General features: G+C 68.9%; 43 protein-coding genes. 41 read left to right on the plus strand and 2 right to left on the minus strand.

All coding sequences use genetic code 11. The features are described 5' to 3' along the window. Window positions 1-101 precede the first annotated feature (101 nt). The 7 genes from ACQEUU_RS37045 to ACQEUU_RS37075 all read left to right on the plus strand — a co-directional run bounded on the left by ACQEUU_RS37045 (window position 102) and on the right by ACQEUU_RS37075 (window position 3,320). A complete protein-coding gene (locus ACQEUU_RS37045; RefSeq protein ID WP_433075264.1) occupies window positions 102-923 on the plus strand; it encodes a hypothetical protein in 822 nt (273 codons plus the stop codon). A gap of 133 nt (window positions 924-1,056) precedes the next feature. After that, window positions 1,057-1,404 (plus strand): hypothetical protein, encoded by a 348-nt coding sequence (locus ACQEUU_RS37050; protein ID WP_433075267.1) that lies wholly within the window; start codon window positions 1,057-1,059, stop codon window positions 1,402-1,404. After that, window positions 1,397-1,621 (plus strand): hypothetical protein, encoded by a 225-nt coding sequence (locus ACQEUU_RS37055; protein WP_433075270.1) that lies wholly within the window; start codon window positions 1,397-1,399, stop codon window positions 1,619-1,621. The genes ACQEUU_RS37050 and ACQEUU_RS37055 overlap by 8 nt, the downstream gene beginning before the upstream one ends. After that, entirely contained in the window at window positions 1,614-1,934 is a 321-nt protein-coding gene (locus ACQEUU_RS37060) for a hypothetical protein (protein ID WP_433075273.1), read from the plus strand. Before ACQEUU_RS37055 ends, ACQEUU_RS37060 begins: the two co-directional genes overlap by 8 nt. Then, the gene (locus tag ACQEUU_RS37065; protein ID WP_433075276.1) at window positions 1,927-2,376 is read left to right on the plus strand and encodes a WhiB family transcriptional regulator; all 450 of its coding nucleotides are present in this window, start codon (window positions 1,927-1,929) and stop codon (window positions 2,374-2,376) included. The genes ACQEUU_RS37060 and ACQEUU_RS37065 overlap by 8 nt, the downstream gene beginning before the upstream one ends. Continuing rightward, a complete protein-coding gene (locus tag ACQEUU_RS37070) occupies window positions 2,377-2,646 on the plus strand; it encodes a hypothetical protein (protein WP_433075279.1) in 270 nt (89 codons plus the stop codon). It begins immediately after the preceding gene. Further along, entirely contained in the window at window positions 2,646-3,320 is a 675-nt protein-coding gene (locus ACQEUU_RS37075; RefSeq protein ID WP_433075282.1) for a hypothetical protein, read from the plus strand. Before ACQEUU_RS37070 ends, ACQEUU_RS37075 begins: the two co-directional genes overlap by 1 nt. 26 nt (window positions 3,321-3,346) lie before the next feature. On the opposite strand, the gene ACQEUU_RS37080 is transcribed toward ACQEUU_RS37075, so the two are convergent. Then, window positions 3,347-3,574 (minus strand): hypothetical protein, encoded by a 228-nt coding sequence (locus ACQEUU_RS37080; protein WP_433075285.1) that lies wholly within the window; start codon window positions 3,572-3,574, stop codon window positions 3,347-3,349. A 240-nt stretch (window positions 3,575-3,814) separates the two neighbouring features. Here ACQEUU_RS37080 and ACQEUU_RS37085 point away from each other — a divergent pair, with 240 nt between their 5' ends. The 10 genes from ACQEUU_RS37085 to ACQEUU_RS37130 all read left to right on the plus strand — a co-directional run bounded on the left by ACQEUU_RS37085 (window position 3,815) and on the right by ACQEUU_RS37130 (window position 9,460). Beyond that, a complete protein-coding gene (locus ACQEUU_RS37085; protein ID WP_433075288.1) occupies window positions 3,815-4,639 on the plus strand; it encodes a helix-turn-helix domain-containing protein in 825 nt (274 codons plus the stop codon). Beyond that, window positions 4,636-5,928 (plus strand): DnaB-like helicase N-terminal domain-containing protein, encoded by a 1,293-nt coding sequence (locus ACQEUU_RS37090; RefSeq protein ID WP_433075291.1) that lies wholly within the window; start codon window positions 4,636-4,638, stop codon window positions 5,926-5,928. The genes ACQEUU_RS37085 and ACQEUU_RS37090 overlap by 4 nt, the downstream gene beginning before the upstream one ends. Further along, complete coding sequence (locus tag ACQEUU_RS37095) at window positions 5,925-6,209, plus strand: hypothetical protein (protein ID WP_433075294.1); 285 nt, start codon at window positions 5,925-5,927, stop codon at window positions 6,207-6,209. Before ACQEUU_RS37090 ends, ACQEUU_RS37095 begins: the two co-directional genes overlap by 4 nt. Beyond that, complete coding sequence (locus ACQEUU_RS37100; protein WP_433075297.1) at window positions 6,206-6,784, plus strand: hypothetical protein; 579 nt, start codon at window positions 6,206-6,208, stop codon at window positions 6,782-6,784. The genes ACQEUU_RS37095 and ACQEUU_RS37100 overlap by 4 nt, the downstream gene beginning before the upstream one ends. 111 nt (window positions 6,785-6,895) lie before the next feature. Beyond that, window positions 6,896-7,414 (plus strand): hypothetical protein, encoded by a 519-nt coding sequence (locus ACQEUU_RS37105; protein WP_433075300.1) that lies wholly within the window; start codon window positions 6,896-6,898, stop codon window positions 7,412-7,414. After that, on the plus strand, window positions 7,411-7,770 hold the full coding sequence (locus ACQEUU_RS37110; protein ID WP_433075303.1) for a hypothetical protein: 360 nt from the start codon (window positions 7,411-7,413) through the stop codon (window positions 7,768-7,770). The genes ACQEUU_RS37105 and ACQEUU_RS37110 overlap by 4 nt, the downstream gene beginning before the upstream one ends. Next, complete coding sequence (locus tag ACQEUU_RS37115) at window positions 7,763-7,978, plus strand: hypothetical protein (protein WP_433075306.1); 216 nt, start codon at window positions 7,763-7,765, stop codon at window positions 7,976-7,978. Before ACQEUU_RS37110 ends, ACQEUU_RS37115 begins: the two co-directional genes overlap by 8 nt. A gap of 37 nt (window positions 7,979-8,015) precedes the next feature. Continuing rightward, window positions 8,016-8,225 carry a DUF397 domain-containing protein gene (locus ACQEUU_RS37120; RefSeq protein ID WP_433075309.1) on the plus strand — a complete coding sequence of 70 codons (210 nt, stop codon included), beginning with the start codon at window positions 8,016-8,018 and terminating at the stop codon, window positions 8,223-8,225. 132 nt (window positions 8,226-8,357) lie between these two features. Continuing rightward, a complete protein-coding gene (locus ACQEUU_RS37125) occupies window positions 8,358-9,140 on the plus strand; it encodes an RNA ligase family protein (RefSeq protein ID WP_433075312.1) in 783 nt (260 codons plus the stop codon). 62 nt (window positions 9,141-9,202) lie between these two features. After that, complete coding sequence (locus tag ACQEUU_RS37130) at window positions 9,203-9,460, plus strand: hypothetical protein (protein ID WP_433075315.1); 258 nt, start codon at window positions 9,203-9,205, stop codon at window positions 9,458-9,460. 24 nt (window positions 9,461-9,484) lie between these two features. Here ACQEUU_RS37130 and ACQEUU_RS37135 read toward each other — a convergent pair whose 3' ends face one another. After that, window positions 9,485-9,733 carry a hypothetical protein gene (locus ACQEUU_RS37135; RefSeq protein WP_433075317.1) on the minus strand — a complete coding sequence of 83 codons (249 nt, stop codon included), beginning with the start codon at window positions 9,731-9,733 and terminating at the stop codon, window positions 9,485-9,487. A gap of 89 nt (window positions 9,734-9,822) precedes the next feature. Here ACQEUU_RS37135 and ACQEUU_RS37140 point away from each other — a divergent pair, with 89 nt between their 5' ends. From ACQEUU_RS37140 to ACQEUU_RS37255, 24 genes are all read left to right on the plus strand, one after another. Further along, window positions 9,823-10,104: a hypothetical protein gene (locus tag ACQEUU_RS37140; protein ID WP_433075320.1), complete on the plus strand. Its 282-nt coding sequence runs from the start codon at window positions 9,823-9,825 to the stop codon at window positions 10,102-10,104. A 65-nt stretch (window positions 10,105-10,169) separates the two neighbouring features. Next, the gene (locus ACQEUU_RS37145) at window positions 10,170-10,445 is read left to right on the plus strand and encodes a hypothetical protein (RefSeq protein ID WP_433075323.1); all 276 of its coding nucleotides are present in this window, start codon (window positions 10,170-10,172) and stop codon (window positions 10,443-10,445) included. Window positions 10,446-10,569: 124 nt separating this feature from the next. After that, a complete protein-coding gene (locus ACQEUU_RS37150) occupies window positions 10,570-10,770 on the plus strand; it encodes a hypothetical protein (protein WP_433075325.1) in 201 nt (66 codons plus the stop codon). A 156-nt stretch (window positions 10,771-10,926) separates the two neighbouring features. Further along, entirely contained in the window at window positions 10,927-11,523 is a 597-nt protein-coding gene (locus ACQEUU_RS37155) for a hypothetical protein (protein WP_433075328.1), read from the plus strand. A gap of 79 nt (window positions 11,524-11,602) precedes the next feature. Beyond that, window positions 11,603-11,776, plus strand: a complete 174-nt coding sequence (locus tag ACQEUU_RS37160; protein ID WP_433075331.1) for a hypothetical protein — start codon at window positions 11,603-11,605, stop codon at window positions 11,774-11,776. Window positions 11,777-11,779: 3 nt separating this feature from the next. Next, window positions 11,780-12,025 (plus strand): DUF6354 family protein, encoded by a 246-nt coding sequence (locus tag ACQEUU_RS37165; RefSeq protein ID WP_433075334.1) that lies wholly within the window; start codon window positions 11,780-11,782, stop codon window positions 12,023-12,025. Window positions 12,026-12,028: 3 nt separating this feature from the next. After that, window positions 12,029-12,181, plus strand: coding sequence for a hypothetical protein (locus ACQEUU_RS37170; protein ID WP_433075337.1), 153 nt, complete (start codon window positions 12,029-12,031; stop codon window positions 12,179-12,181). A gap of 3 nt (window positions 12,182-12,184) precedes the next feature. Then, window positions 12,185-12,541, plus strand: a complete 357-nt coding sequence (locus ACQEUU_RS37175) for a hypothetical protein (protein ID WP_433075340.1) — start codon at window positions 12,185-12,187, stop codon at window positions 12,539-12,541. Between the two features lie 3 nt (window positions 12,542-12,544). Then, window positions 12,545-12,760, plus strand: a complete 216-nt coding sequence (locus ACQEUU_RS37180) for a DUF4326 domain-containing protein (protein WP_433075343.1) — start codon at window positions 12,545-12,547, stop codon at window positions 12,758-12,760. Further along, window positions 12,753-12,974, plus strand: a complete 222-nt coding sequence (locus tag ACQEUU_RS37185; protein WP_433075346.1) for a hypothetical protein — start codon at window positions 12,753-12,755, stop codon at window positions 12,972-12,974. The genes ACQEUU_RS37180 and ACQEUU_RS37185 overlap by 8 nt, the downstream gene beginning before the upstream one ends. Continuing rightward, complete coding sequence (locus ACQEUU_RS37190) at window positions 12,955-13,212, plus strand: hypothetical protein (protein WP_433075349.1); 258 nt, start codon at window positions 12,955-12,957, stop codon at window positions 13,210-13,212. Before ACQEUU_RS37185 ends, ACQEUU_RS37190 begins: the two co-directional genes overlap by 20 nt. Beyond that, complete coding sequence (locus ACQEUU_RS37195; RefSeq protein ID WP_433075352.1) at window positions 13,205-13,483, plus strand: hypothetical protein; 279 nt, start codon at window positions 13,205-13,207, stop codon at window positions 13,481-13,483. Before ACQEUU_RS37190 ends, ACQEUU_RS37195 begins: the two co-directional genes overlap by 8 nt. Further along, the gene (locus ACQEUU_RS37200) at window positions 13,470-13,823 is read left to right on the plus strand and encodes a hypothetical protein (protein WP_433075355.1); all 354 of its coding nucleotides are present in this window, start codon (window positions 13,470-13,472) and stop codon (window positions 13,821-13,823) included. The genes ACQEUU_RS37195 and ACQEUU_RS37200 overlap by 14 nt, the downstream gene beginning before the upstream one ends. Window positions 13,824-13,981: 158 nt before the next feature. Continuing rightward, window positions 13,982-14,458, plus strand: coding sequence for an HIT family protein (locus ACQEUU_RS37205; protein WP_433075358.1), 477 nt, complete (start codon window positions 13,982-13,984; stop codon window positions 14,456-14,458). A gap of 316 nt (window positions 14,459-14,774) precedes the next feature. Then, window positions 14,775-15,143 (plus strand): hypothetical protein, encoded by a 369-nt coding sequence (locus ACQEUU_RS37210; protein ID WP_433075361.1) that lies wholly within the window; start codon window positions 14,775-14,777, stop codon window positions 15,141-15,143. Continuing rightward, window positions 15,140-15,295 (plus strand): hypothetical protein, encoded by a 156-nt coding sequence (locus ACQEUU_RS37215; RefSeq protein WP_433075364.1) that lies wholly within the window; start codon window positions 15,140-15,142, stop codon window positions 15,293-15,295. The genes ACQEUU_RS37210 and ACQEUU_RS37215 overlap by 4 nt, the downstream gene beginning before the upstream one ends. After that, complete coding sequence (locus ACQEUU_RS37220) at window positions 15,292-15,537, plus strand: DUF6011 domain-containing protein (protein WP_433075367.1); 246 nt, start codon at window positions 15,292-15,294, stop codon at window positions 15,535-15,537. Before ACQEUU_RS37215 ends, ACQEUU_RS37220 begins: the two co-directional genes overlap by 4 nt. After that, a complete protein-coding gene (locus ACQEUU_RS37225; protein WP_433075370.1) occupies window positions 15,494-16,051 on the plus strand; it encodes a DUF6221 family protein in 558 nt (185 codons plus the stop codon). The genes ACQEUU_RS37220 and ACQEUU_RS37225 overlap by 44 nt, the downstream gene beginning before the upstream one ends. Next, window positions 16,048-16,404 (plus strand): DUF6221 family protein, encoded by a 357-nt coding sequence (locus tag ACQEUU_RS37230; protein WP_433075373.1) that lies wholly within the window; start codon window positions 16,048-16,050, stop codon window positions 16,402-16,404. The genes ACQEUU_RS37225 and ACQEUU_RS37230 overlap by 4 nt, the downstream gene beginning before the upstream one ends. Then, a complete protein-coding gene (locus ACQEUU_RS37235; protein WP_433075376.1) occupies window positions 16,401-16,724 on the plus strand; it encodes a hypothetical protein in 324 nt (107 codons plus the stop codon). The genes ACQEUU_RS37230 and ACQEUU_RS37235 overlap by 4 nt, the downstream gene beginning before the upstream one ends. After that, entirely contained in the window at window positions 16,721-16,873 is a 153-nt protein-coding gene (locus tag ACQEUU_RS37240) for a hypothetical protein (RefSeq protein WP_433075379.1), read from the plus strand. The genes ACQEUU_RS37235 and ACQEUU_RS37240 overlap by 4 nt, the downstream gene beginning before the upstream one ends. A 2-nt stretch (window positions 16,874-16,875) precedes the next feature. Further along, window positions 16,876-17,253 carry a DUF6221 family protein gene (locus tag ACQEUU_RS37245; RefSeq protein ID WP_433075467.1) on the plus strand — a complete coding sequence of 126 codons (378 nt, stop codon included), beginning with the start codon at window positions 16,876-16,878 and terminating at the stop codon, window positions 17,251-17,253. Further along, window positions 17,241-17,432: a hypothetical protein gene (locus ACQEUU_RS37250; RefSeq protein WP_433075382.1), complete on the plus strand. Its 192-nt coding sequence runs from the start codon at window positions 17,241-17,243 to the stop codon at window positions 17,430-17,432. Before ACQEUU_RS37245 ends, ACQEUU_RS37250 begins: the two co-directional genes overlap by 13 nt. After that, window positions 17,429-17,701, plus strand: coding sequence for a hypothetical protein (locus tag ACQEUU_RS37255; RefSeq protein WP_433075385.1), 273 nt, complete (start codon window positions 17,429-17,431; stop codon window positions 17,699-17,701). The genes ACQEUU_RS37250 and ACQEUU_RS37255 overlap by 4 nt, the downstream gene beginning before the upstream one ends. Window positions 17,702-17,812: the final 111 nt, after the last annotated feature.

Raw genomic sequence — 17,812 nt, forward strand, 5'->3', positions numbered from 1 at the left:
GCTGTGAGCCTCGCCGAGATCCCTTTCCGAGTCCTGCGGGCCGCCGCTCTTGCGGTGTGCCCGCCCGACACCCACGACGTGTTCCCCGAGGAGCGTGACTGATGGCCCGAGACCACGGCTACGCCCGCTACAAGCTCGACGGCTGCCGCTGCTACACCTGCGGCTACGCCAACGCCACCTACCACGAGCGGCGGACACTCGCCATGCGCCGCGGACAGTGGCAGCCGTTCGTCGACGCCGAACCCGTCCGCCAGCACATCCGCGACCTTCAGGCGTGCGATCTCGGACTGCGCACGATCGCAGCCGCCGCCGGCATCGACCGGAAGCGGCTGCAGGCCATCCTGCACGGGCGCACCGAGCGCGGCACCCAGCCCCAGACGAAGATCCGGCCCGCGCTGGCCGCCGCCATCCTGGCCGTCGAGCCCTCCCTCGACATCCTGCCTGGCAGGACCATCATCGACGGGGCGGGCACCCGTCGCCGCCTCCAAGCGCTCGTCACGATCGGCTGGTCACAGGCGAAGCTCGCCGACCGGATCGGCTGGACGCGCAGCAACTTCAGCAACCTCATCGGCGACGGGCCGGTCACCGCAGCCTCGGCCCGCCTGGTGCGGGACCTGTACGACCAGCTGTGGGACCAGGCGCCCCCCGAAGACGACCACCACGACCGGATCGCCGCCAGTCGTGCCCGCCGTTACGCCGCGGACCGCGGCTGGTTGCCGCCGATGGCTTGGGATGACGACCTGATCGACGTGCCGGACTCGCAGCTCGACGCCGTGATCGCCGAGCGCGTCGCCGCGATGGACGACGACGAGGTGAACGCCTGCTGGAACGCCCACTACCGGGCCGGGGATCGTTCGCCGCTGATCGTGGCAGGCATGCGCGAAGCCCGGCGCAGGAGGCAAGCGCGGGCGGTGGCGTCGTGACCGGCCTCCCGTACTGCTGCACCCTCGCCGAGTTCGACGGCTTCACCCCGGAGGAGCACGCCCGGTGGTGCCGTGAGCCGAGACCCGGCACCGCCCCCCTTCCCGCCCCTGAGCCTGAGACAGGAGAGCGCCCGTGAGCGCCTACCCTCGCGCCGAGTGCCGCGTCTGCGGACGCGACTCGGCTCTGAACGCCGACGAGCAGGTGCGACCCCACAAGGGCCGCACAGGGACCGGCCTGCTCGTGTCGGGCCGCTGCCCCGGCTCTGGCCGCCCGCCGAAGGGCGAGCCTCCGTGTGATGAGGACTGCGGGCGCAAGGCGGGCCGGATGTGCTGGCCGGAGGTGTACGACCCGGCCCTGCCGCACGCCTCCGCCTACGTGTGCTACGACCCCGAGCATCAGGCCGAGGCCGCCGCCTGGGTGAAGTCCAAGACCGGGCACGAGGGCGTGTTCGTCGGACGTCAGGCGGTGGCCCGTGTCTAGCGCCTCGGAGTGGACGGAGATCCGCCTGATCGGCTCCGAGAAGGCCGTAGAGGGCGCGGTACGCATCCTGCGGGAGTGCGGCGCCGAGATCGGCGTCGACTCCGGCACGCAGAAGGCCAGGAAGGGCGGCGACGGGAAGGTTCGGCGCCACCTGACCGCCCGCCTGGCCGACGAGCCCGGCAGCGGTAACACGATGGGGCAGGCCGGCTGTGCCTGAGACGACCACTACCGACCCCGTCCTGCGCCTCCCCGAGGACCTTCCACGAGTGCAGGAGATCGTGGCCGACGAGTTCCGCCTCCACGAGGCCCACGCCCACTCCCGAGCCCGTGAGGCCGCCGCGGAGATGCTGCGGGATCGCGCCCGGCACCTGCGCGCCACCCACGGGCCGGACCCGCTCACAGACGCTCTCACCCGCCGCTGCCACACACAGGCAGGACTGATCCACGCCGCGCCCTCGGTGGTGGCGGCAGTCGCCCTGGAAGAGATCGCCCGCCAGCTCGACCCGAGAGAGGAGACCCCTGATGCGTGACTGGTCCTGGCAGGACTCCGCCGCGTGCCAAGGCCAAGACGTCCGCCTGTTCGTCGGCCGTGACGGAGAGCGCTCCACCGAGAAGAGCTATCGCGAGCAGGCGGTCAAGCAGGAGTTCTGCTCCTGGTGCCCGATCGTCAACGCCTGCCTCGATCACGCCATCTCCGTCGGCGAGCACGGCGTGTGGGGCGGCATGACCGACGAAGAACGCGCCAAGGAGCGTCGGCGGCGGATGCGCCGCGCCGCCCACACCGAGCAGCCCACCCCTGTTGCCGCCGACGACAAGCGCTGCCGGTGCTGCGACGAGGTCAAGCCCGCCACCGACTTCCATAAGGACCGCCGCAACAGTGACGGCCTGAACCCCTACTGCAAGCCCTGCACCAACACCCAGAAGCGCATCTTCCGCGACCGCAAGCGCCGCACCCGGAAGAAGGTGGCGTAGATGGCGGGCAGCAAAATCACCCCCGACCGGGACCGGGACGCCTCCCACCTGCTGCAGCAGACCCTCGTCGCCAACGACCGGGCCGTGGAGCGCAGCCGCCGCGACAAGCAGCCCACCGGATTGGAACTGCGCACCCTCACCGTGGGCGCCGCTTACGACGCCGACGCCGCCGAGCAGGACGCCGCCCGCCGCTTCGTCCAGCGGACCGCGGCCGAGCTCGGCGACGACGCGATAGCGGAACTGCTCGACATCCTCGGGTTGGGGGCGTGATGGCCCGCCGCAAGCCGCAGCACGGCGACTACGGCCGCTACACCGCGGGCTGCCGCTGCACCGCATGCACGGCCGCGTGCAGCCGCTACGTCAAGCGCCGGCTGCTGCTCATCGAGCGAGGCGAGTGGCAGCCGTGGCAGGACGCCGCCCCGGTGCGCGAGCATCTCCTGCGGCTGCGGGCGGCGGGCATGTCGTGGAAGGCGATAGCGGAGCAGACCGGCGTCGGCACCCCCAACCTGGTCAGGGCCACCAGACCGGACCGGGTGCGCGTGCGTGCCGCGTTCGCCCGCAAGGTCCTGGCGGCGCGGATCACCACCGACGACCTGCCCGACCGCAGGAGGGTCGACAGCACCGGCACCCGCCGGCGCCTCCAAGCCCTCATCTATGCCGGGTGGAGCGTCCAGCACGTCGCCGAGTGTGCGGGCTTGGGCCGGGCGACCGTCTTCGAGGTGCTGCGCCGGCCGAAGGTGCAGGCGTCCACGGCGCGGGCGATACGCGGCGCGTTCGAGCAACTCGCCCGCCAGTTGCCTCCCGAGGCGACCCGGTACGAGCGGGTGACGGCAGCCCGGAGCCGGCGCAACGCGATCGAGCGGGGCTGGGTTCCGGCGATGGCGTGGGACGACATCGACGACCCGGACGAGAAGCCCAAGGGTGTGCGTCGGGAGGCGTCATGACCTGCCGGCCCGGGTCGGTGAACCCGTCAGGAGTCGGAGGAGGCCGCTTCCTTGGCCTTCGTGATTCGGGCGCGGCGAATCCACTCGCGGTCGAACCCGATCTCGCGGGCGACCTCGCCGACAGGTTCATTGCGCTCGTCCACGGCCTTGAGAGCGGCGTCAGCGAGCGCCTTACGCGCCTTCTCTTCCGCAGCCATGGCCGCCCTGTAGGCACGGCCGAGCCGTCGCAGATGCCGTCGCAGCTCGTCGTCCATGCCCACATGGTGCCACAGGGCATGCGGCATTACCTGGTGGCCTATGTCCATGGCGACCAGTCTCGCACATTGCGCGCCTCAGCGCATGCCCCATAGTGTGCCTCAGGGTGAGGCATAATGAGAATCGAACACCTGAGTGACCAGGGGGACTGAAGTGGAACGACCCCGAAGACAGGTCCCGCTCCGCACCTGACCAAGAACTACTCACCAACTGGAGCAAGGCACGTGGCAATCGGGGTCATGGAGTGGGTCTGGACTCACTCGAAGGCGAAGAAGGGCTCCCGCCTGACGCTGCTCGCTATCGCGGACTGCGCCAGCGCTGACGGGTCCAACGCCTTCCCCAGCATGGCTGAGCTGATGCGCAAGACCGGGCTGTCGGAGCGGGGCGTACAGGCCGCGGTTTCCGACCTCGAACGGCTGGGAGAACTGGCCGTCGAACGGATCTCCGGCAAGGGCAACCGCTACCGCGTCGTGATGACCTCGGAAGTCAGCCGACCCCCCCAGAATCCGACCCCCGCAGAATCTGCACCCCCGCAGAATCTGCGGGGGGCAGAAGATGCACCCCCGCAGAATTCGCACCCCGCAGAATCTGCCCCGACCCCCGCAGAATCTGCGGGCGTAACCGTCACAGAACCGTCAGGTTGTTCTCTTCCTACGGAAGAGAACAAAGACGCGCGTACGCGTGATAGCACCTCCGGCGACTCCTCGAAGCCGAAACGCAAAAGAGCGACCAAGTCCGAGATGGACGAGCGGGAGCGGCAAGCGCAAGACCTCACGACGAAGTTCTTCGAGCGCTACGAGACCGCTCAGCAGTTCATCGCGATCCGGCAGGTGCTCCGCGGCGCGCTCGGCAACGGCATCAGCCGCGACAACCTAGCCCGCGCCATCGACCGTCTCGGACGCGAAGGCAAGCCCATCTCCGGCGCGAGCATCCAGTTCGTGCTCGGCCAATTCGCCGAAGAACAGCAGCGGCGCAACGGGCACCCGCGCGGCGCATCCCACGGTCAACGCGTCACCACACCCCCCAGGACCAGCCCCCGTAACCGATGGATGGAGCGAGAATGATCGACGACGAAAGCCAGCTCGAACCGCACGACATCCAAGCCGAGATGTCGGTCCTCGGTGCCATGCTGTGGTCGCAGGCCGCCACCGAGAAGTGCCTGGCTACCCTGTCGACGGGCGACTTCTACCGCGGCGGACACAAGGTCATCCACGAGGCGATCCTGGCGATCGTCCGCGACGGCAGGCCGGTCGACGCCACGACGGTGCTGGCCCACCTCATGGACAGCGGCCTGCTGGACAAGGCGGGAGGCGCCGCCTACCTGCACACCGTCATGGCCGCCTGCCCCACCCCGGCCAACGTCACCCACTACGCGCGGATCGTCCGCGGCCACGCCGTCCGCCGCCGCCTCATGACCGCCGGCAGGCGGATCGTGCAGCGCGCGATGGGCACGAATGGCGAGGACGCCCACGGCTTGACCGAGGCCGCTCTGCGAGAGCTCGAAGAGGTCCGCGACTTCGAGCTCGGCGAAGACGACATCGACACGCAGACGATCGGCCAGTTCCTCGCCGTTGAGGATGAGGCGTACGACTGGATCGTGCCCGGCCTGCTGGAGCGCGGCGACCGCATGATCCTTACTGGGACGGAAGGGCTCGGCAAGTCGACCCTGTTCAGGCAGCTCGCTGTCACGATTTCCGCGGGCATCCACCCGTTCAAGCACACGCCGATCCAGCCTCACCGAGTGCTGGTCCTTGACGTCGAGAACACCGCCACCCAGGTCCGGCGCAAACTGCGCCCGATGGTCGCCCAGGCGAACCTTCAAGGGCACCCCATCGAAGAGACGAACCTGTGGCTGGAGATCCGCCCGGAAGGTCTCGACCTCGCCAACGACCGGGACCTGTCGTGGCTGATGCGCCGTATCGCGCTCATCCAGCCCGACGTGGTGTTCCTCGGCCCGCTCTACCGGCTCGCCCCGCGGGCGCTCAACAGCGACGACGAGGTGGCGCCGATCCTCGCCGCCTTGAACATGATCCGCGCCCGCGGCGCCTGCGTCCTCCTCGAAGCTCACGCCGGCCACGCGCTCGGCGCGGGCGGTCGGCGCGACCTGCGCCCCCGCGGCTCGTCGGCACTGCTCGGCTGGCCCGAGTTCGGCTACGGCATCCGGCGCGCGGACCTGAAGGACGCGACCGCGAGCCGGGTGGTGGATGTCGAGTCGTGGCGCGGCGACCGTGACGAGCGTGACTGGCCGGAGCGGCTGACCGCGGGCGGGGCGTGGCCGTGGACGGAAGCGCTCATCGGTTTCGACGAGCAGAAGAACTGGACCCCGACCAGCGCATTGGAGAAGACGGCATGAGCATCTACCCGCCCGAGACCACGGCCGCGCTGCTGAAAATGCGGGAGGAGTGGCTCCGAGTCGTCGCCATCCCGAGTAAGCACGGCGGCTTCGACATCGCCGTGGTGATCGACGGCTCCTATGACGCCACCTACTACGACCCGACCGACGTGGCGAAGGGCTGGCTGAATCGAATCGGCGAAGCGCTGGCCAGGGACGGCCTGCCACTCGGCGTGCCGATCAACGCCTGCTCTGGCCGGGCCACGGTGTTCGGCGGCGACGAGGCGGAGGCGGCGTTGTGACTATCAAACCGATCGAGACTCATTACGCCGGCTGCCGCTTCAGGTCTCGCCTGGAGGCCCGATGGGCGGTGTTCTTCGACAAACTCGGTATCGCCTGGGAGTACGAACCTCAAGGGTTCATGATCGATGCCGTTCTGTACTTGCCTGACTTCTACCTCCCAGAACAGAAGCTCTGGATCGAAGTGAAGGGTGCCGACCCGGCCAAATCCGACCCAGAAGGCTATGAGCGGTGGTACGCCTTCGCCGAGAAGATCGTTCATTTCGGCGATCGGGCGGCCCTGTTCTCGGGCAGCATCCCCACAGCTCACAGCCTTGAGAGGCTCGTCGACAACCCCGGCAATCGGGGGCTGAAGATCGAAGTCTTCGGCGATGAGGGTTACGAGTGGTGTGTGTGTAGCTCTGGGCGCCACTTCGACATTCAGCACGGGGGGCGTAACGAGCGGATCGAATGCGGATGCCCTGGATTTGTCCAGGGGGGCCGCTGGCTGCCAGGGACGGATCGCTATGAGCCCGTGATCGAAGAGGCCTACCGCGCCGCCCGCTCTGCCCGTTTCGAGCATGGCGAGTCCGGATGACCTCGCCGGCTTCCCCTCCACCCCCTGACTCCCGACCCGAGGAGGACCCCGTGCCCGTCCCTGTCCTGTCCGACACCACCGAAGAGACCGACACCACCGAGGAGAAGATCCGTGACTGACACCAAGATCGCCACCGCTGTGGACGTGATCCGCCGCGCCATCGCCGACCCCGGCACGCACACCCCGCGCGGAGACAACTACAGCGAGCCGCTGCCGTCGTGGCAGGCGCGAGAGATCCTCGCCGCGCTGGAAGCGCACGGCCTGGCCGTCGTGAACCGCGCCGCCGCCGACGATGCCCACGCGGCGGAACGCGCCCAGTCCATGGCCGAACTGCGCGCCATGGTCGCCGAGGTGCGCGACATCCACACCGAGTTCAAGATCTACGAGGAGTGCAGGCACGCCGAGCACGACGACGGCACGCCCACGGTCGTGGTGAACGACCTGGGCGAGGTGTGCGCGTCCGGCTACCTGTACTCGATCTGCCGGGCGTGCTGCGCTCCGGGCGACTCCCAGACCGAGGACTGCGCCGACAACCACGACCACGCCGAGTGCTGGCCGTGCGTGACCCGGCAGGCCGTGGACGAGCCCGTGACCGGCTCCGGGCGTGGGGGCGAGGTGTTCGCCCGATGAGCACCGAAGACGTATGCGGAGCGGTTAGCGAGCACGGGGACGTGTGCGGGCTCCCACCCCACGACGCGGGCCTGTGCCGGTCCAAAGAGCCCCGCAAGCACGTGTCCTCCCCGGAGAAGGAGGGCAGGTCGTGGCGCTGGTACCGGAACGCCGCCGTCGCCTGGAACGCCGCCCACCCGGTCGGCACACCGGTCCTGGCGTGGCCTGGGACCCGAGACGACGAGCCGCTGGTGACTCGTACCCGCACCCCGGCGTGGACGCTCGGCCATGGTGCCGCCGTGGTGTCGGTCGAAGGCCGGACGGGTGGCATCGCCCTGACCCACATCGAGCCCGTCGAGGAGGTGCCCCGTGCCTGACCTGATCGGCTACGTGGTGATCGAGTACAACCAGGCTTCCCGCCTGCCGGGCCTGACCGACGCCCCGACCTTGCACACGAGCGAGGAGTCCGCAGCGGTCGAGATGCGGGGCCTCGCCGGTGAGGCCGCCGCGACGGGCCGCCGGGAGCGGTACGCGCTGGCCGAGGTCCACCTGATCGAACGGGAGGGCGACGGCGATGTGGCGTAGGTCGAGCTTCTGTAATGGGGCGTCCTCCTGCGTGGAGGTGAAGACCCTCCCGGACGGCAGCGTCCTGATGCGGGACGGCAAAGACCCTGACGGGCCGACGCTGCGATTCACGTACGGCGAGTGGTGCGCGTTCGTGGCGGGAGTGGTGGCCGGCGAATTCGACCTCGACGCGCTCTTCCCGGATGGGGCTGGAGAGCGCCCAGCGTCCACGGTGGCGGGAGAGAAGCCCGTCCGGCTCCCCGGCTAAGGGGCGGGCTCTCTGGACTCGTTAGCGGCTCTCTGGGCCTCTCGGGTCGCTCTGGAGTTCGGGGAACCCGCCTGTAACACCCCATGAAGATCCATCACCGACAGGAAAGGCAAACCAGTGTTCGACCTTCGCATGGCAGATCTACGCAAGATCAACTCGCTGACGAAGTACCCGTCCATCCCCACCCACCACGCTCTCGATCCGAAGAACGGCGGGCTCTTCGAAGAGCCCGCCGCCTACACCGGGACCGTGATCGGCACCGAGAAGGTCGACGGCACCAACGGGCGGATCATCCTCCTGCCGGACGGAGAATGGCTGATCGGCTCCCGCGAAGACCTGCTCACCGCTTCCGGCGACATCGTCCACAACCCGGCCCTCGGGATTGTGGACGCGCTCCGTCCCGTCGCCGAGAAGGCGGCCACGATCGGCGTAGGCGGATTCGGCGAGATGCTGGTGTTCTACCTGGAGGTGTACGGCTCCAAGCAGCTCCCGGCATGGAAGCACTACGGCGCCGGCGAGCCCGCCCACCGGCTGTTCGATGTGGCGTCCATCCCGGACGACATGTTCGCGTGGGACATCGACCGCATCGCCTCTTGGCGGCAGCATGGCGGACAGGACTTCGCCTCGGAGCGGGTCCTCAACGAACTCGCCGAGCGGATCGGCGTGGACGTGACGCCCCGCCTGTTCGAGATTGACGGCGCCGACCTGCCCGCCGACATCGAGGGCATGCGCCGCTTCATGGACGGCTACCGGTCCACGCTGGTTGCCACCTCGGGAGAGCCGGGCCTCAACGAGGGCATCGTCCTGCGCGCCCCCGACCGAAGTGTGATCTCCAAGGCCCGCTTCCAGGACTACGACCGCACCCTGAAGCGGCGCAGCCAGGCGGCGAAGCGGCCCGAGAAGGTGTCCCGGTGAGCGGTCCCATCGTGCCCGGCCCTACACGCCAAACAAGATCGATTCTCGAAGGAGTCTCCACCATGCACAAGATCGTCATCCTCCGCTGGGACGGCCGCATCACCACCGCCAGCGGCAGCGCCCTCCCTGACGCCGCCGCCCGGATCGTCGACCACGCCGTCAACGCCGACGACCACGCGGAGGGCGAGACCGAGACCGTGTGGATCGCCCACGGCGAGCTCGACGTCGAGCCCTACGAGGTGGCGCGCGAGGACGCCGACCACCTGATCAGGATGCTGTGGGACGCCGACAAGGAAGCCCACGGGGCGGGCCAGGAGTGAGCGGGGTGGTGCCGTCCGGGCGGGCTACTCGGCGGAGGGTTGGCCTTTCTTGAACGCCGGGATCTTGTGCTCCTCGCGGATGCGCCTGATGTATGCGCCCTTGAACGGCGAATCCTCTTCGGCCTCCGCTGGGCGTACGCCGCCGCGCAATCCCGTGACGATGGCCTCGATCAGCTCGTCTCGGGCTTGTTTGTGCGCCCGCTCGGTGCGCCGGTACTTGCGCGTGGCTGCGCGGATCTCCTCGCGCAGCGCCTCAGTTGCGTCGTCGTTCATACGCACCAATGTAGCGCAAACCCCTTGCGCTACACCAGAGATAGCGCTAGTGTGTAGCGCATAAGGAAAGCGCAACGCAGGGAGACGAAATGACCGCCACCGACACGATCACCGTCGAGGACCGGATCCGCTCCGCCTACCGGATCATGAGCGACTACACCCCCGGCACCTACGTCTCCCTGGTCAACATCCGCCTCTGGCTGCAGGACCTGCCCGTCGAGGAGCAGGACGCGGCGCTGCGCCGGCTGGAGCGCTGCCCGGACGTGGACCTGGTCCCGGAGTCGAACCAGAAGACCCTCACCCCGGCCCGGCGGGCGGCGGCGGTGGTGATCGGGATGCAGGACAAGCACCTGATCTGGATCGCCGCCTAGCAGTCCCCAGGGCCCCCGATAAGGGGCCCAGCCCCACCCCCCCTCTCGATGACCAGGAGTCACCGATGAACATCCCCGTACGTAGAGCGCGCCTCGCGTTGATCGCCCGCGCCGTCGCCTGGCTTGACGGCACGCCCAGAGATGAGGTTGCCCGTCAACTCGTCTCCGACCCGTCCATCAGGCTCCGCAACGAGTGGCGCACCGACCCTGCCGCACTGGCGGACCACCTGCGGGCGTGCGACATGGATTCGGAGCCCGCCGCCTTCTTTGGCGCGTTCAAGGCTGCCCAGAACGTCCTCCTGACCGCCGGTCTGCCGTACATGCCCGACGACGACACCTGACCCTCCCGGCCCCGGCCCACCACGCCGGGGCCACCCCTCTCCCCAGCCCGACCGGCAGTCACCCGGGTTCGAGACCCGGGACGGGCGCGAGCAACAACCCGACCCCCTGTGAACGGAGCACACGATGCCGAACACCTCCGACACCCAGCACCCCGAGCCTGTCGTGCCCCTGCCCGGCGAGGACTTCGCCGACTGGGCTGCGTCCCTGTCCGACGCCCAGCGTGGCCGTGTGACTTCCGCCGAGCGTGCGGAGCGGTTGATCGAGTCGGCGCGGCACCAGCGGCAGCGCGAGCGGGAGTTGGCCGACCGGTTCGGCTGGCGCTGACCCACCCCGACCTCCCGAACGGAGCACACGATGAGCCACCTGATCCCCCGCACGCCCCGCCAGTTCGTGGCCGCGTTCTTCGAGGGCCTTCGGGTCATCGCCGCCACGGTCCGACCCGCCTGACCCCCGCCGACCCCCGAACGGAGAACACCCGAGATGAAGGCCAAGGACATCAAGCCCGGCACGGTCTACGCCTACCGCCGCAGCCAGTACCAGGAGTTCAAGCCGATCGTCTTCCTCGCCCCGCTCGACTCCGAACACCTCTACACCAGCGCGGCGGACCGGGACGCGACCCGGTTCAAGCCCGTACCGAACGCTGGCAAGCCCAGCAAGGGTTCCTGGAGTATGCCCGCGACCGGGTACGCCGCCGTGTCCACGGCAACGCGGCGCATCGGTGAGGACGCCGCAGGCGCGGATGTCTTCGACGGCGTGACGCTGGACGACTTCCTCCTCGCCGAGTCGAGCACGGACTACGAGCGCGGCCTGGAGTTTGTCGTGGTGTTCAACCTTGGCCACGTCCACGGCCTGTACGCCGACATCATGGCCGCAGAGGAGGAGGAGCGAGCGCGCGATAAAGCCGCCCGCGATGAGATGGACCGCCGTAGGCGCGCCGCCCAGAAGCGCGCGACCGCTCTGGTATCGGCCCTGAAAAGCCACGGTGCGACCGCCCACTGGAACGACCCCGAGCAGCCCGCCTCGCTGGTGCTTTCGTTCGACGAGGTGGACAAGCTTCTCGCCCTGCTGAACCGCTGACCTTCCCTTCCCGGCCCGGTTCTCACCGGGCCGGACCAAACCCCCGAACCGCAAGACCTCAACGACAAGGAGAAGCCCGATGGCCCGCCCTCCCGACGACTACGACCCCGCCGCCGACTTCGCCGCCACCGGGAGCGTCCTGTGCGGCGACTGCGGGACGCGGGTTCGCCCCCGCACTCTGGAATCACTCCCGCCGCACCGATGCGCGGAACGGCAGCGACAGAACCGCGCCGACGCCCCCGAGGAGGACTGACCGATGCCCGAGACCCCCAACGTCCGCCCCGGCCAGGTGTGGATGGACAACGACAAGCGCAGCGAAGGCCGTCGCGTCCGCGTGATCGAGGTGGACGACACCCACGCCACCGTCGTGGGCGTGGACATCCGGGGACTGCCCGACAGCAGGAACCGGGTCGCCGCGCGCCGGACCCGGATCCGGCTCGACCGCTTCCGCCCCACGTCCACCGGCTACCGGCTGGTGGCCGACGCCCCCGAGGAGGACTGACCCATGGGCGACGTGGAAGTCCCCGACTGGCTGCTGCGCACCGCCGTCCGGACATGGCAGAACAACCCGACCCGCGACCTCTCCGAGCGGATGCGCGCCGTCCTGGTCGAGACGCTCACCGAGTACCGCATCGCCTACTGGCCCGAGAAGGACTGACCGATGCCGAAGATCGAAGCGCCGCCCGTCAAGGTAGGCCAAGTGTGGGCCTGCAACAGCATCCGCGAGCAGGGCCGCTCCGTCGAAGTGGTCGCCATCCGCGATGACTGCGCCGTCGTCAAGACCCTCACCGACTCTGAAACCGTCCGGCGCGAGCTGGACGCCAACGAACGGTGCCGGCTCGCGGGCTCTGAGGCGCTGCCGTTCCCGAACGCCCGCAGCAGGGTCGGCCAGGTGACGCACATCCGCCTGAGCCGGATGCGGCCCACCATGAACGGCTACCGGCTTGCAGCGGACGCGGCAGTGGTGACGGACGACGCTCTCGCGAACCTGATCGCCTCACAAGCCGAGGAGGGCTGAGCTGTGGCTGACACCCCGAAGCGCATCCAGAGGCGCCGCACGAAGGGCTACCGCCTCCCCGAGGGTGCGGTGATCGAGCAACCTCACCTGATACTCAACCTCGGCGAGCTGGCCGGTAAGGACCTGGCGTGCTTCTGCCCGCTTCCCGCCGAGGGGGAGCCGGACCGTTGCCACGCCGCTCTACTGCTGAGCCTCGCGAACGGAGACCCCGATGCCTGACCAGGAGCACCCCCTCACCTGCCAGTGGTGCCGCAACCAGCCCGCCGCTCAGGTCATCGTCGCGGACTGGCCTGCCATCGGACGGCACACGTCTCTCGTCTGTGATCCGTGCGGAGACAAGGCTGCGTCCGACGTTCGGGGCTCTGCCGTGCTGCTGTTCCGCTACCGCCTCGCCCCGATCAAGGAGAAGGCCGATGCCCGACCTTCCTCCTGAGGCTCTACAGGCTGCCGATGCCGCCTACGGGTGCGCGTACATGTCAGGTGTCCCTCACGAGGAGATGGCCCGCGTGGTGGCCGAAGCCGCTGCACCGTTCATCGCCGCACAGGCATTGATCCAAGAGCGTCGCCGGGCGATCCGCCTCGTCCGCCTCACTCTGGTCCCGTCCGGCTGTGAGCCGACGAAGGACGCCGCCGACCTCATCGACGCCATCAAGGGAGACCTCGATGTCTGAGCCCATGACCCCCGAGGAGTTCGCCTCCTGGCAGGACGACATGAGGTCCTGTCGTGGCCCATCCGAGGAGGAGATCCGCGCCGACGAACGCCGCAAGGTAGCCGAGGAGATCGCCGCCGCGCTGGAAGAGAAGGCCGCCAAGGTCCGGGACGAAGCGCTCGCCTTCTCCGAGGTGCGCGGCATCTCAGAGACGCTGCTCACCCGTTCCGGAGCCCTCACGAACGCAGCCGTGATCGCCCGCGAGATCGGAGAAGCCCGTGACCCCCGCTGAGCTGATCGAGACCGCCCTCCGGGAGCACCTCCGCATCCACCCCCAGGAGCGCGCCACCGCCGCACTCAAGGCCGGAGACCCCATCCCCCCGTCCGGAGGAGAGGCCGCGTACGCCGCCCAGATCGTCCTGGACACGCTGGCCGGCGCAGGCATGGTCGTCCTGCCTGCCCAACTCCTTGACGACCTCACCGACGCCGATCCCTGCTGGTTCGACTTTCGCGGAATCTGCCGGGCTCACGAATTTGCGTCGCTAGAGCCAGGGGAGCGCTGCCCCCATGCTGTGGCTCAAGAGATGCTCGCCGCCCTACCCGAGAGGACCGACCATGCCGACCGTGACTAGCGATCTCCGGGCAGCGCTCCGGACGCATCGCCGCCGCCGGATGGCGAACGTCAGGCGGCTCGAAGCTCTACGGGACCGCCTCGCTCTGGTGGTCGCGGAGCGTCGCGCGACTTTGCTGGACATCCTCTATGGGCGAGACGAGGCCGAGGAGGACGACCATGACTGATCTGACCTCTTGCGTGTTCTGCGACATCCTCGCAGGGGAAGCGCCCGCGACGATCGTCCGCTCCTGGTCTACCGCCATCGCCATCAAGCCGCTCAACCCGGTGACCGAAGGCCACACGCTGGTGATCCCCGCCACCCACGTACGGGACGTGACGGAGGACCCGGAAGTGTCGGCGATGACGATGGAGGTCGCCGCCGAGTACGCCGCTGGGGTCGGCCCCTGCAACGTGATCACCTCTGTAGGGCGTGAGGCCACCCAAACCGTGTTCCACCTGCACATTCACGTGGTCCCCAGAAGGGCAGAAGACGGGCTGGCGCTGCCGTGGAGCCCTTCCGTCCCTTCCGGCATGCTGCCGGTCCCCAGGTGGGCCGTGAAGATCCTCACTGGCCCCGCGACGATCCAGGAGAAGTGCTTAGCCCAAGACGCGCTGAGAGACGCCCTCAACGCCCAGGAGGCGGGCCGTGGCTGACGCTCCCGCCCCCTGCCCTCGCGCGGACCTCCACACCGCCGCCCCATCCGGCTACCTGGCGTGGCACGAGTGGGCTGAGGCAATGTCCCGCACCCACCGTCAGCGCCCCTGCCCCGGCTGCCATCGGGTGTCCGTCTGGGTTCCGACCATGCCCACGTGCGCTCTGCCTCCCACGGAGCGGGCGTGCGTGGCGGTTCGGGGGATGGTCGTATGAGCGACGACCTCCGCGCCGCCCTAGACGTCCACACGGGACACGAGCCGGCGCGACCGCGCCACACTGGACCAGAGGAGGTCCCCCATGTCGAACCCTGACGGTGTGCTGGAAGCGATCGACGCCTGCCTGAACGACTCGCTCTCACCGGACGCGATGAGGTGGGCGCCAGACGAGCCGGACCCGACACCGGAAGACCGGATGCCGGATGACGTCGCGCTGGCGCATCTCCTCTCGCGCGGGTGGCCCATCCTCGACCCGCGCCCCGTCCACGTCGTTCCTGCTGATGGGGAGAGCTATTGGAGCCCGATCACCGGCGAGACGGCGGTGTGGCCCGAGGGTGCGTGCCCGCGCTGTGGGCGCTGCATGCCGGAGAGCCTCTATCAGTCGCTTCACGAGGGTGAGCCGATCGGCCCCGCCAGGGTCACCTACATGTGCGGGTACGAGGAGCGCGTGTGGAGGAACCGCCGATGACGTGGGTGACCTACCTCGACTTGTTCATGATCGCCCTGTGGGTGCTGGTCGGCTTCCCGGTGCTGGCGTGGGGCTTCTGCTCCCTCCGCACCTACAACCGCGACCTGAAGAGGCTCGAAGCACTCCTGGATGCGCGCCGGGAGCGGTCGTGAACCTGCTCATCCTCGCCGACCCCGCCCCCGACCCCTCCGCAGGGGAGACGCCCACGACGGGCCGCTGCCGCTGCTGCCGTCACAAGCTGGAAGATCCCGTCTCTCTCGCCTACGGGATAGGCCCGGACTGCCGGAAGCGTCTCGGCATCGTCCCGCGCAGGCCCGTACGGGTGACCGGGGTGGAGATGTGGCGGGACTGTGAAGGACAGACTGACCTACTGGAGACCCCTGATGATGAATGAACTGGTGGCGTTCTGCGAGGGGAGACTTGCCGAGGCCGAGCGGTGGGCGCTCGAATCGATCGAGACAATGCCCGGCAGGGCTACGACCTGGCGGGCCATCAAGGTGCGCGACGACGCGGAAGACCACCTCGGCGGCTGGATGCTCTGTTCGACTAACGGGATAGCCCACGTGCTGGGAGCGGGCTCCTACGACGACGACGGCAAGCCCCTCGGCTTCGATCGCGGCACGGTTGAGCACATCGCCGCAAACGATCCCGCGAGCGTGCTCCGCGACATCGAGACCGACCGGAAGCTGATCGCCCGCTACAAGGCAGCCGTAAAGAGCCACGAGGAAGCCCTGAAGGCGCTCCAGGACGCCCGGAAGGCCGGAGCCGAGCCGGGCGAACTTGGGGTCGCAGGAGAGGATCTGGCCGCCGCTCACGCCCGCGCGAGCGCCTACCTGACCGTGCTCGAAGACCGCGCCGCGCGCTTCTTCGACCACCCCGACTACCAGCCCCACTGGAGGCAGCCGTGACCGATGCCCGCGCGCAACTCCAGTACCGCCCCGAAGCGTTCGTCAGGATGCGCCTGGACGAGGCCGAGACGGTCGCTCGCGAGCTGCTGGCCGAGAACCAGGAGGCACGAAGCGGCCTCTCCTCGACGCTCTGGGACGAGGAAGACGCCGAAGCCCGCGCCACCCTCGCCGACGTCGCTTCGAAGCGCAGGGTGCTCGACATCATCCAGCCCGACCTGGACACGGGCGTGCAGGTGTTCAGCCCCGAGCGCGACGGGTTCGAGCAGTGGGGCAAGGCGTACCTGATCGCGTGCGCTCTCGCGTCCAGATGGGCCGACCACGAGGACTACAGCCACAAGTGGGAGAGCCCATGACCCACGCCTACCTGTCGTCCGCCTGCCACCATGAGCAGGCGGACGACGACCCTGCCCTGCACGGCGCATGTCGGGCCACGTGCAAGCACTGTTCGGCGCGATGCTCGTGTCCGCGCCACCCGGACGCTGACGACGCCCCGGCCGTCTCCTGGGTCGACCAGGCCCGCGAGATAGCCGGCGCACTGCACGCCGCGATCCGGCCGGGGGATATGCCGCCTGTGCTCGCTGAGCGGATCACCACCGACCCTGCCCTGTTCTGGCTGCGCGGAGAGGTGCAGCCGCCCGGACAGTGGACTCCTGACCCCCTGGAGGAGACGTGACCGACCCCGTAGACGAGCTTCTCGAACAGGCGCGGCAAGCCGGCGTGACCCTGGACCCGCCCCAGCTCGAATGGCTCGACCGGATGCGGCGAGAGCATGGCGAGGAAGTCCAGTTCGAACTGTGGAAGCTCCCGAAGGAGGGCCAGTGACCATGGACATGCTGTCCTGGCTACGGCAGCAGATCGAGACCAGAAAGGCGCTCGCCGAGTCCGCCTCGCCGTGGCCCTGGTCCGCCAACGCTGAGCATGACGAGGTGCTGGCCGTGGACGGCGAGCGGGTCGCTGACGGATTCGCGTTGAGCGGCAACCAGCTCCGCAACACCGTGGACCACATCGTGTTCAACGACCCGCAGCAGATCATCGCCGACTGCAAAGCGGCCATGGCGATCTTGGAGGAGTGTGCGAAGTACTTCGGCGGCGAGCACCACGAACTGATGTGGCGCGCCTCCAACCTCGCGCGCCGGGTGGTCGCCGATCTCGCCAAGGCGTACGGGTGGACTCCCGAGAGGACCGCGTCATGCCCTTCGTAGCGCCGATCCGCATTTACACGCTCGATGATGGCTCGACAGACGCCCTGCTCGTCCTCGAAGATCCGGGCGTGTGCGTGGTGGATGGGGAGACCGGCACCTACCGTCCAGCGGGACCGGACGACTACCCCCTGATCATGCTCGACCTTGGCGAGCCCTACGAGACCCCGGACGGGCCATGACCCAGATTGCTAAGCGAGAGCCCGAGCCGCTCACGGGCCGCATCATGGCTGCCGGTGACCACTACCGGGGCAGGTTCGCCGCCTACGAAGCGCCGGCCGACGCGATCCCGATCCGCTGCCCCATCCTCGAAGAGGACAACTACTGCCAGTGGGCGCAAGCGTGGGATACGCCAGACGAGTGCCGAGACGCTCAGGTGACACACGCCCGCGATGGGCACAACCACCCGAACCCGGAAGCGGTCGCGCATGATCAGTGGGGCCGCTGGTGAAAGCGCAGGTGGCTAGAATGCGACCTGCGACGATAGAGATAGATCGGTCTTGAATGCGAGAGCGGCCTCCCGCACCACCGGGAGACCGTCCCTGCCACCGCAAACCCTCCG

This window comes from Nonomuraea sp. CA-218870 (genome assembly GCF_050936535.1).
Taxonomy (GTDB): domain Bacteria; phylum Actinomycetota; class Actinomycetes; order Streptosporangiales; family Streptosporangiaceae; genus Nonomuraea; species Nonomuraea corallina.

What these genes read in the sequence shown, in the direction of transcription:
- ACQEUU_RS37245 (WP_433075467.1), top strand. Translation starts at nt 16,876, where the DNA reads ATGGACATGCTGTCCTGGCTACGGCAGCAGATCGAGACCAGAAAGGCG.
- ACQEUU_RS37150 (WP_433075325.1), top strand. Translation starts at nt 10,570, where the DNA reads ATGCCGAACACCTCCGACACCCAGCACCCCGAGCCTGTCGTGCCCCTG.
- ACQEUU_RS37215 (WP_433075364.1), top strand. Translation starts at nt 15,140, where the DNA reads ATGACGTGGGTGACCTACCTCGACTTGTTCATGATCGCCCTGTGGGTG.
- ACQEUU_RS37045 (WP_433075264.1), top strand. Translation starts at nt 102, where the DNA reads ATGGCCCGAGACCACGGCTACGCCCGCTACAAGCTCGACGGCTGCCGC.
- ACQEUU_RS37255 (WP_433075385.1), top strand. Translation starts at nt 17,429, where the DNA reads ATGACCCAGATTGCTAAGCGAGAGCCCGAGCCGCTCACGGGCCGCATC.
- ACQEUU_RS37235 (WP_433075376.1), top strand. Translation starts at nt 16,401, where the DNA reads ATGACCCACGCCTACCTGTCGTCCGCCTGCCACCATGAGCAGGCGGAC.
- ACQEUU_RS37165 (WP_433075334.1), top strand. Translation starts at nt 11,780, where the DNA reads ATGCCCGAGACCCCCAACGTCCGCCCCGGCCAGGTGTGGATGGACAAC.
- ACQEUU_RS37195 (WP_433075352.1), top strand. Translation starts at nt 13,205, where the DNA reads ATGTCTGAGCCCATGACCCCCGAGGAGTTCGCCTCCTGGCAGGACGAC.
- ACQEUU_RS37140 (WP_433075320.1), top strand. Translation starts at nt 9,823, where the DNA reads ATGACCGCCACCGACACGATCACCGTCGAGGACCGGATCCGCTCCGCC.
- ACQEUU_RS37075 (WP_433075282.1), top strand. Translation starts at nt 2,646, where the DNA reads ATGGCCCGCCGCAAGCCGCAGCACGGCGACTACGGCCGCTACACCGCG.
- ACQEUU_RS37135 (WP_433075317.1), bottom strand. Translation starts at nt 9,733, where the DNA reads ATGAACGACGACGCAACTGAGGCGCTGCGCGAGGAGATCCGCGCAGCC.
- ACQEUU_RS37190 (WP_433075349.1), top strand. Translation starts at nt 12,955, where the DNA reads ATGCCCGACCTTCCTCCTGAGGCTCTACAGGCTGCCGATGCCGCCTAC.
- ACQEUU_RS37070 (WP_433075279.1), top strand. Translation starts at nt 2,377, where the DNA reads ATGGCGGGCAGCAAAATCACCCCCGACCGGGACCGGGACGCCTCCCAC.
- ACQEUU_RS37085 (WP_433075288.1), top strand. Translation starts at nt 3,815, where the DNA reads ATGGAGTGGGTCTGGACTCACTCGAAGGCGAAGAAGGGCTCCCGCCTG.
- ACQEUU_RS37250 (WP_433075382.1), top strand. Translation starts at nt 17,241, where the DNA reads ATGCCCTTCGTAGCGCCGATCCGCATTTACACGCTCGATGATGGCTCG.
- ACQEUU_RS37160 (WP_433075331.1), top strand. Translation starts at nt 11,603, where the DNA reads ATGGCCCGCCCTCCCGACGACTACGACCCCGCCGCCGACTTCGCCGCC.
- ACQEUU_RS37175 (WP_433075340.1), top strand. Translation starts at nt 12,185, where the DNA reads ATGCCGAAGATCGAAGCGCCGCCCGTCAAGGTAGGCCAAGTGTGGGCC.
- ACQEUU_RS37170 (WP_433075337.1), top strand. Translation starts at nt 12,029, where the DNA reads ATGGGCGACGTGGAAGTCCCCGACTGGCTGCTGCGCACCGCCGTCCGG.
- ACQEUU_RS37185 (WP_433075346.1), top strand. Translation starts at nt 12,753, where the DNA reads ATGCCTGACCAGGAGCACCCCCTCACCTGCCAGTGGTGCCGCAACCAG.
- ACQEUU_RS37130 (WP_433075315.1), top strand. Translation starts at nt 9,203, where the DNA reads ATGCACAAGATCGTCATCCTCCGCTGGGACGGCCGCATCACCACCGCC.
- ACQEUU_RS37080 (WP_433075285.1), bottom strand. Translation starts at nt 3,574, where the DNA reads ATGGACGACGAGCTGCGACGGCATCTGCGACGGCTCGGCCGTGCCTAC.
- ACQEUU_RS37090 (WP_433075291.1), top strand. Translation starts at nt 4,636, where the DNA reads ATGATCGACGACGAAAGCCAGCTCGAACCGCACGACATCCAAGCCGAG.
- ACQEUU_RS37205 (WP_433075358.1), top strand. Translation starts at nt 13,982, where the DNA reads ATGACTGATCTGACCTCTTGCGTGTTCTGCGACATCCTCGCAGGGGAA.
- ACQEUU_RS37110 (WP_433075303.1), top strand. Translation starts at nt 7,411, where the DNA reads ATGAGCACCGAAGACGTATGCGGAGCGGTTAGCGAGCACGGGGACGTG.
- ACQEUU_RS37155 (WP_433075328.1), top strand. Translation starts at nt 10,927, where the DNA reads ATGAAGGCCAAGGACATCAAGCCCGGCACGGTCTACGCCTACCGCCGC.
- ACQEUU_RS37145 (WP_433075323.1), top strand. Translation starts at nt 10,170, where the DNA reads ATGAACATCCCCGTACGTAGAGCGCGCCTCGCGTTGATCGCCCGCGCC.
- ACQEUU_RS37095 (WP_433075294.1), top strand. Translation starts at nt 5,925, where the DNA reads ATGAGCATCTACCCGCCCGAGACCACGGCCGCGCTGCTGAAAATGCGG.
- ACQEUU_RS37065 (WP_433075276.1), top strand. Translation starts at nt 1,927, where the DNA reads ATGCGTGACTGGTCCTGGCAGGACTCCGCCGCGTGCCAAGGCCAAGAC.
- ACQEUU_RS37125 (WP_433075312.1), top strand. Translation starts at nt 8,358, where the DNA reads ATGGCAGATCTACGCAAGATCAACTCGCTGACGAAGTACCCGTCCATC.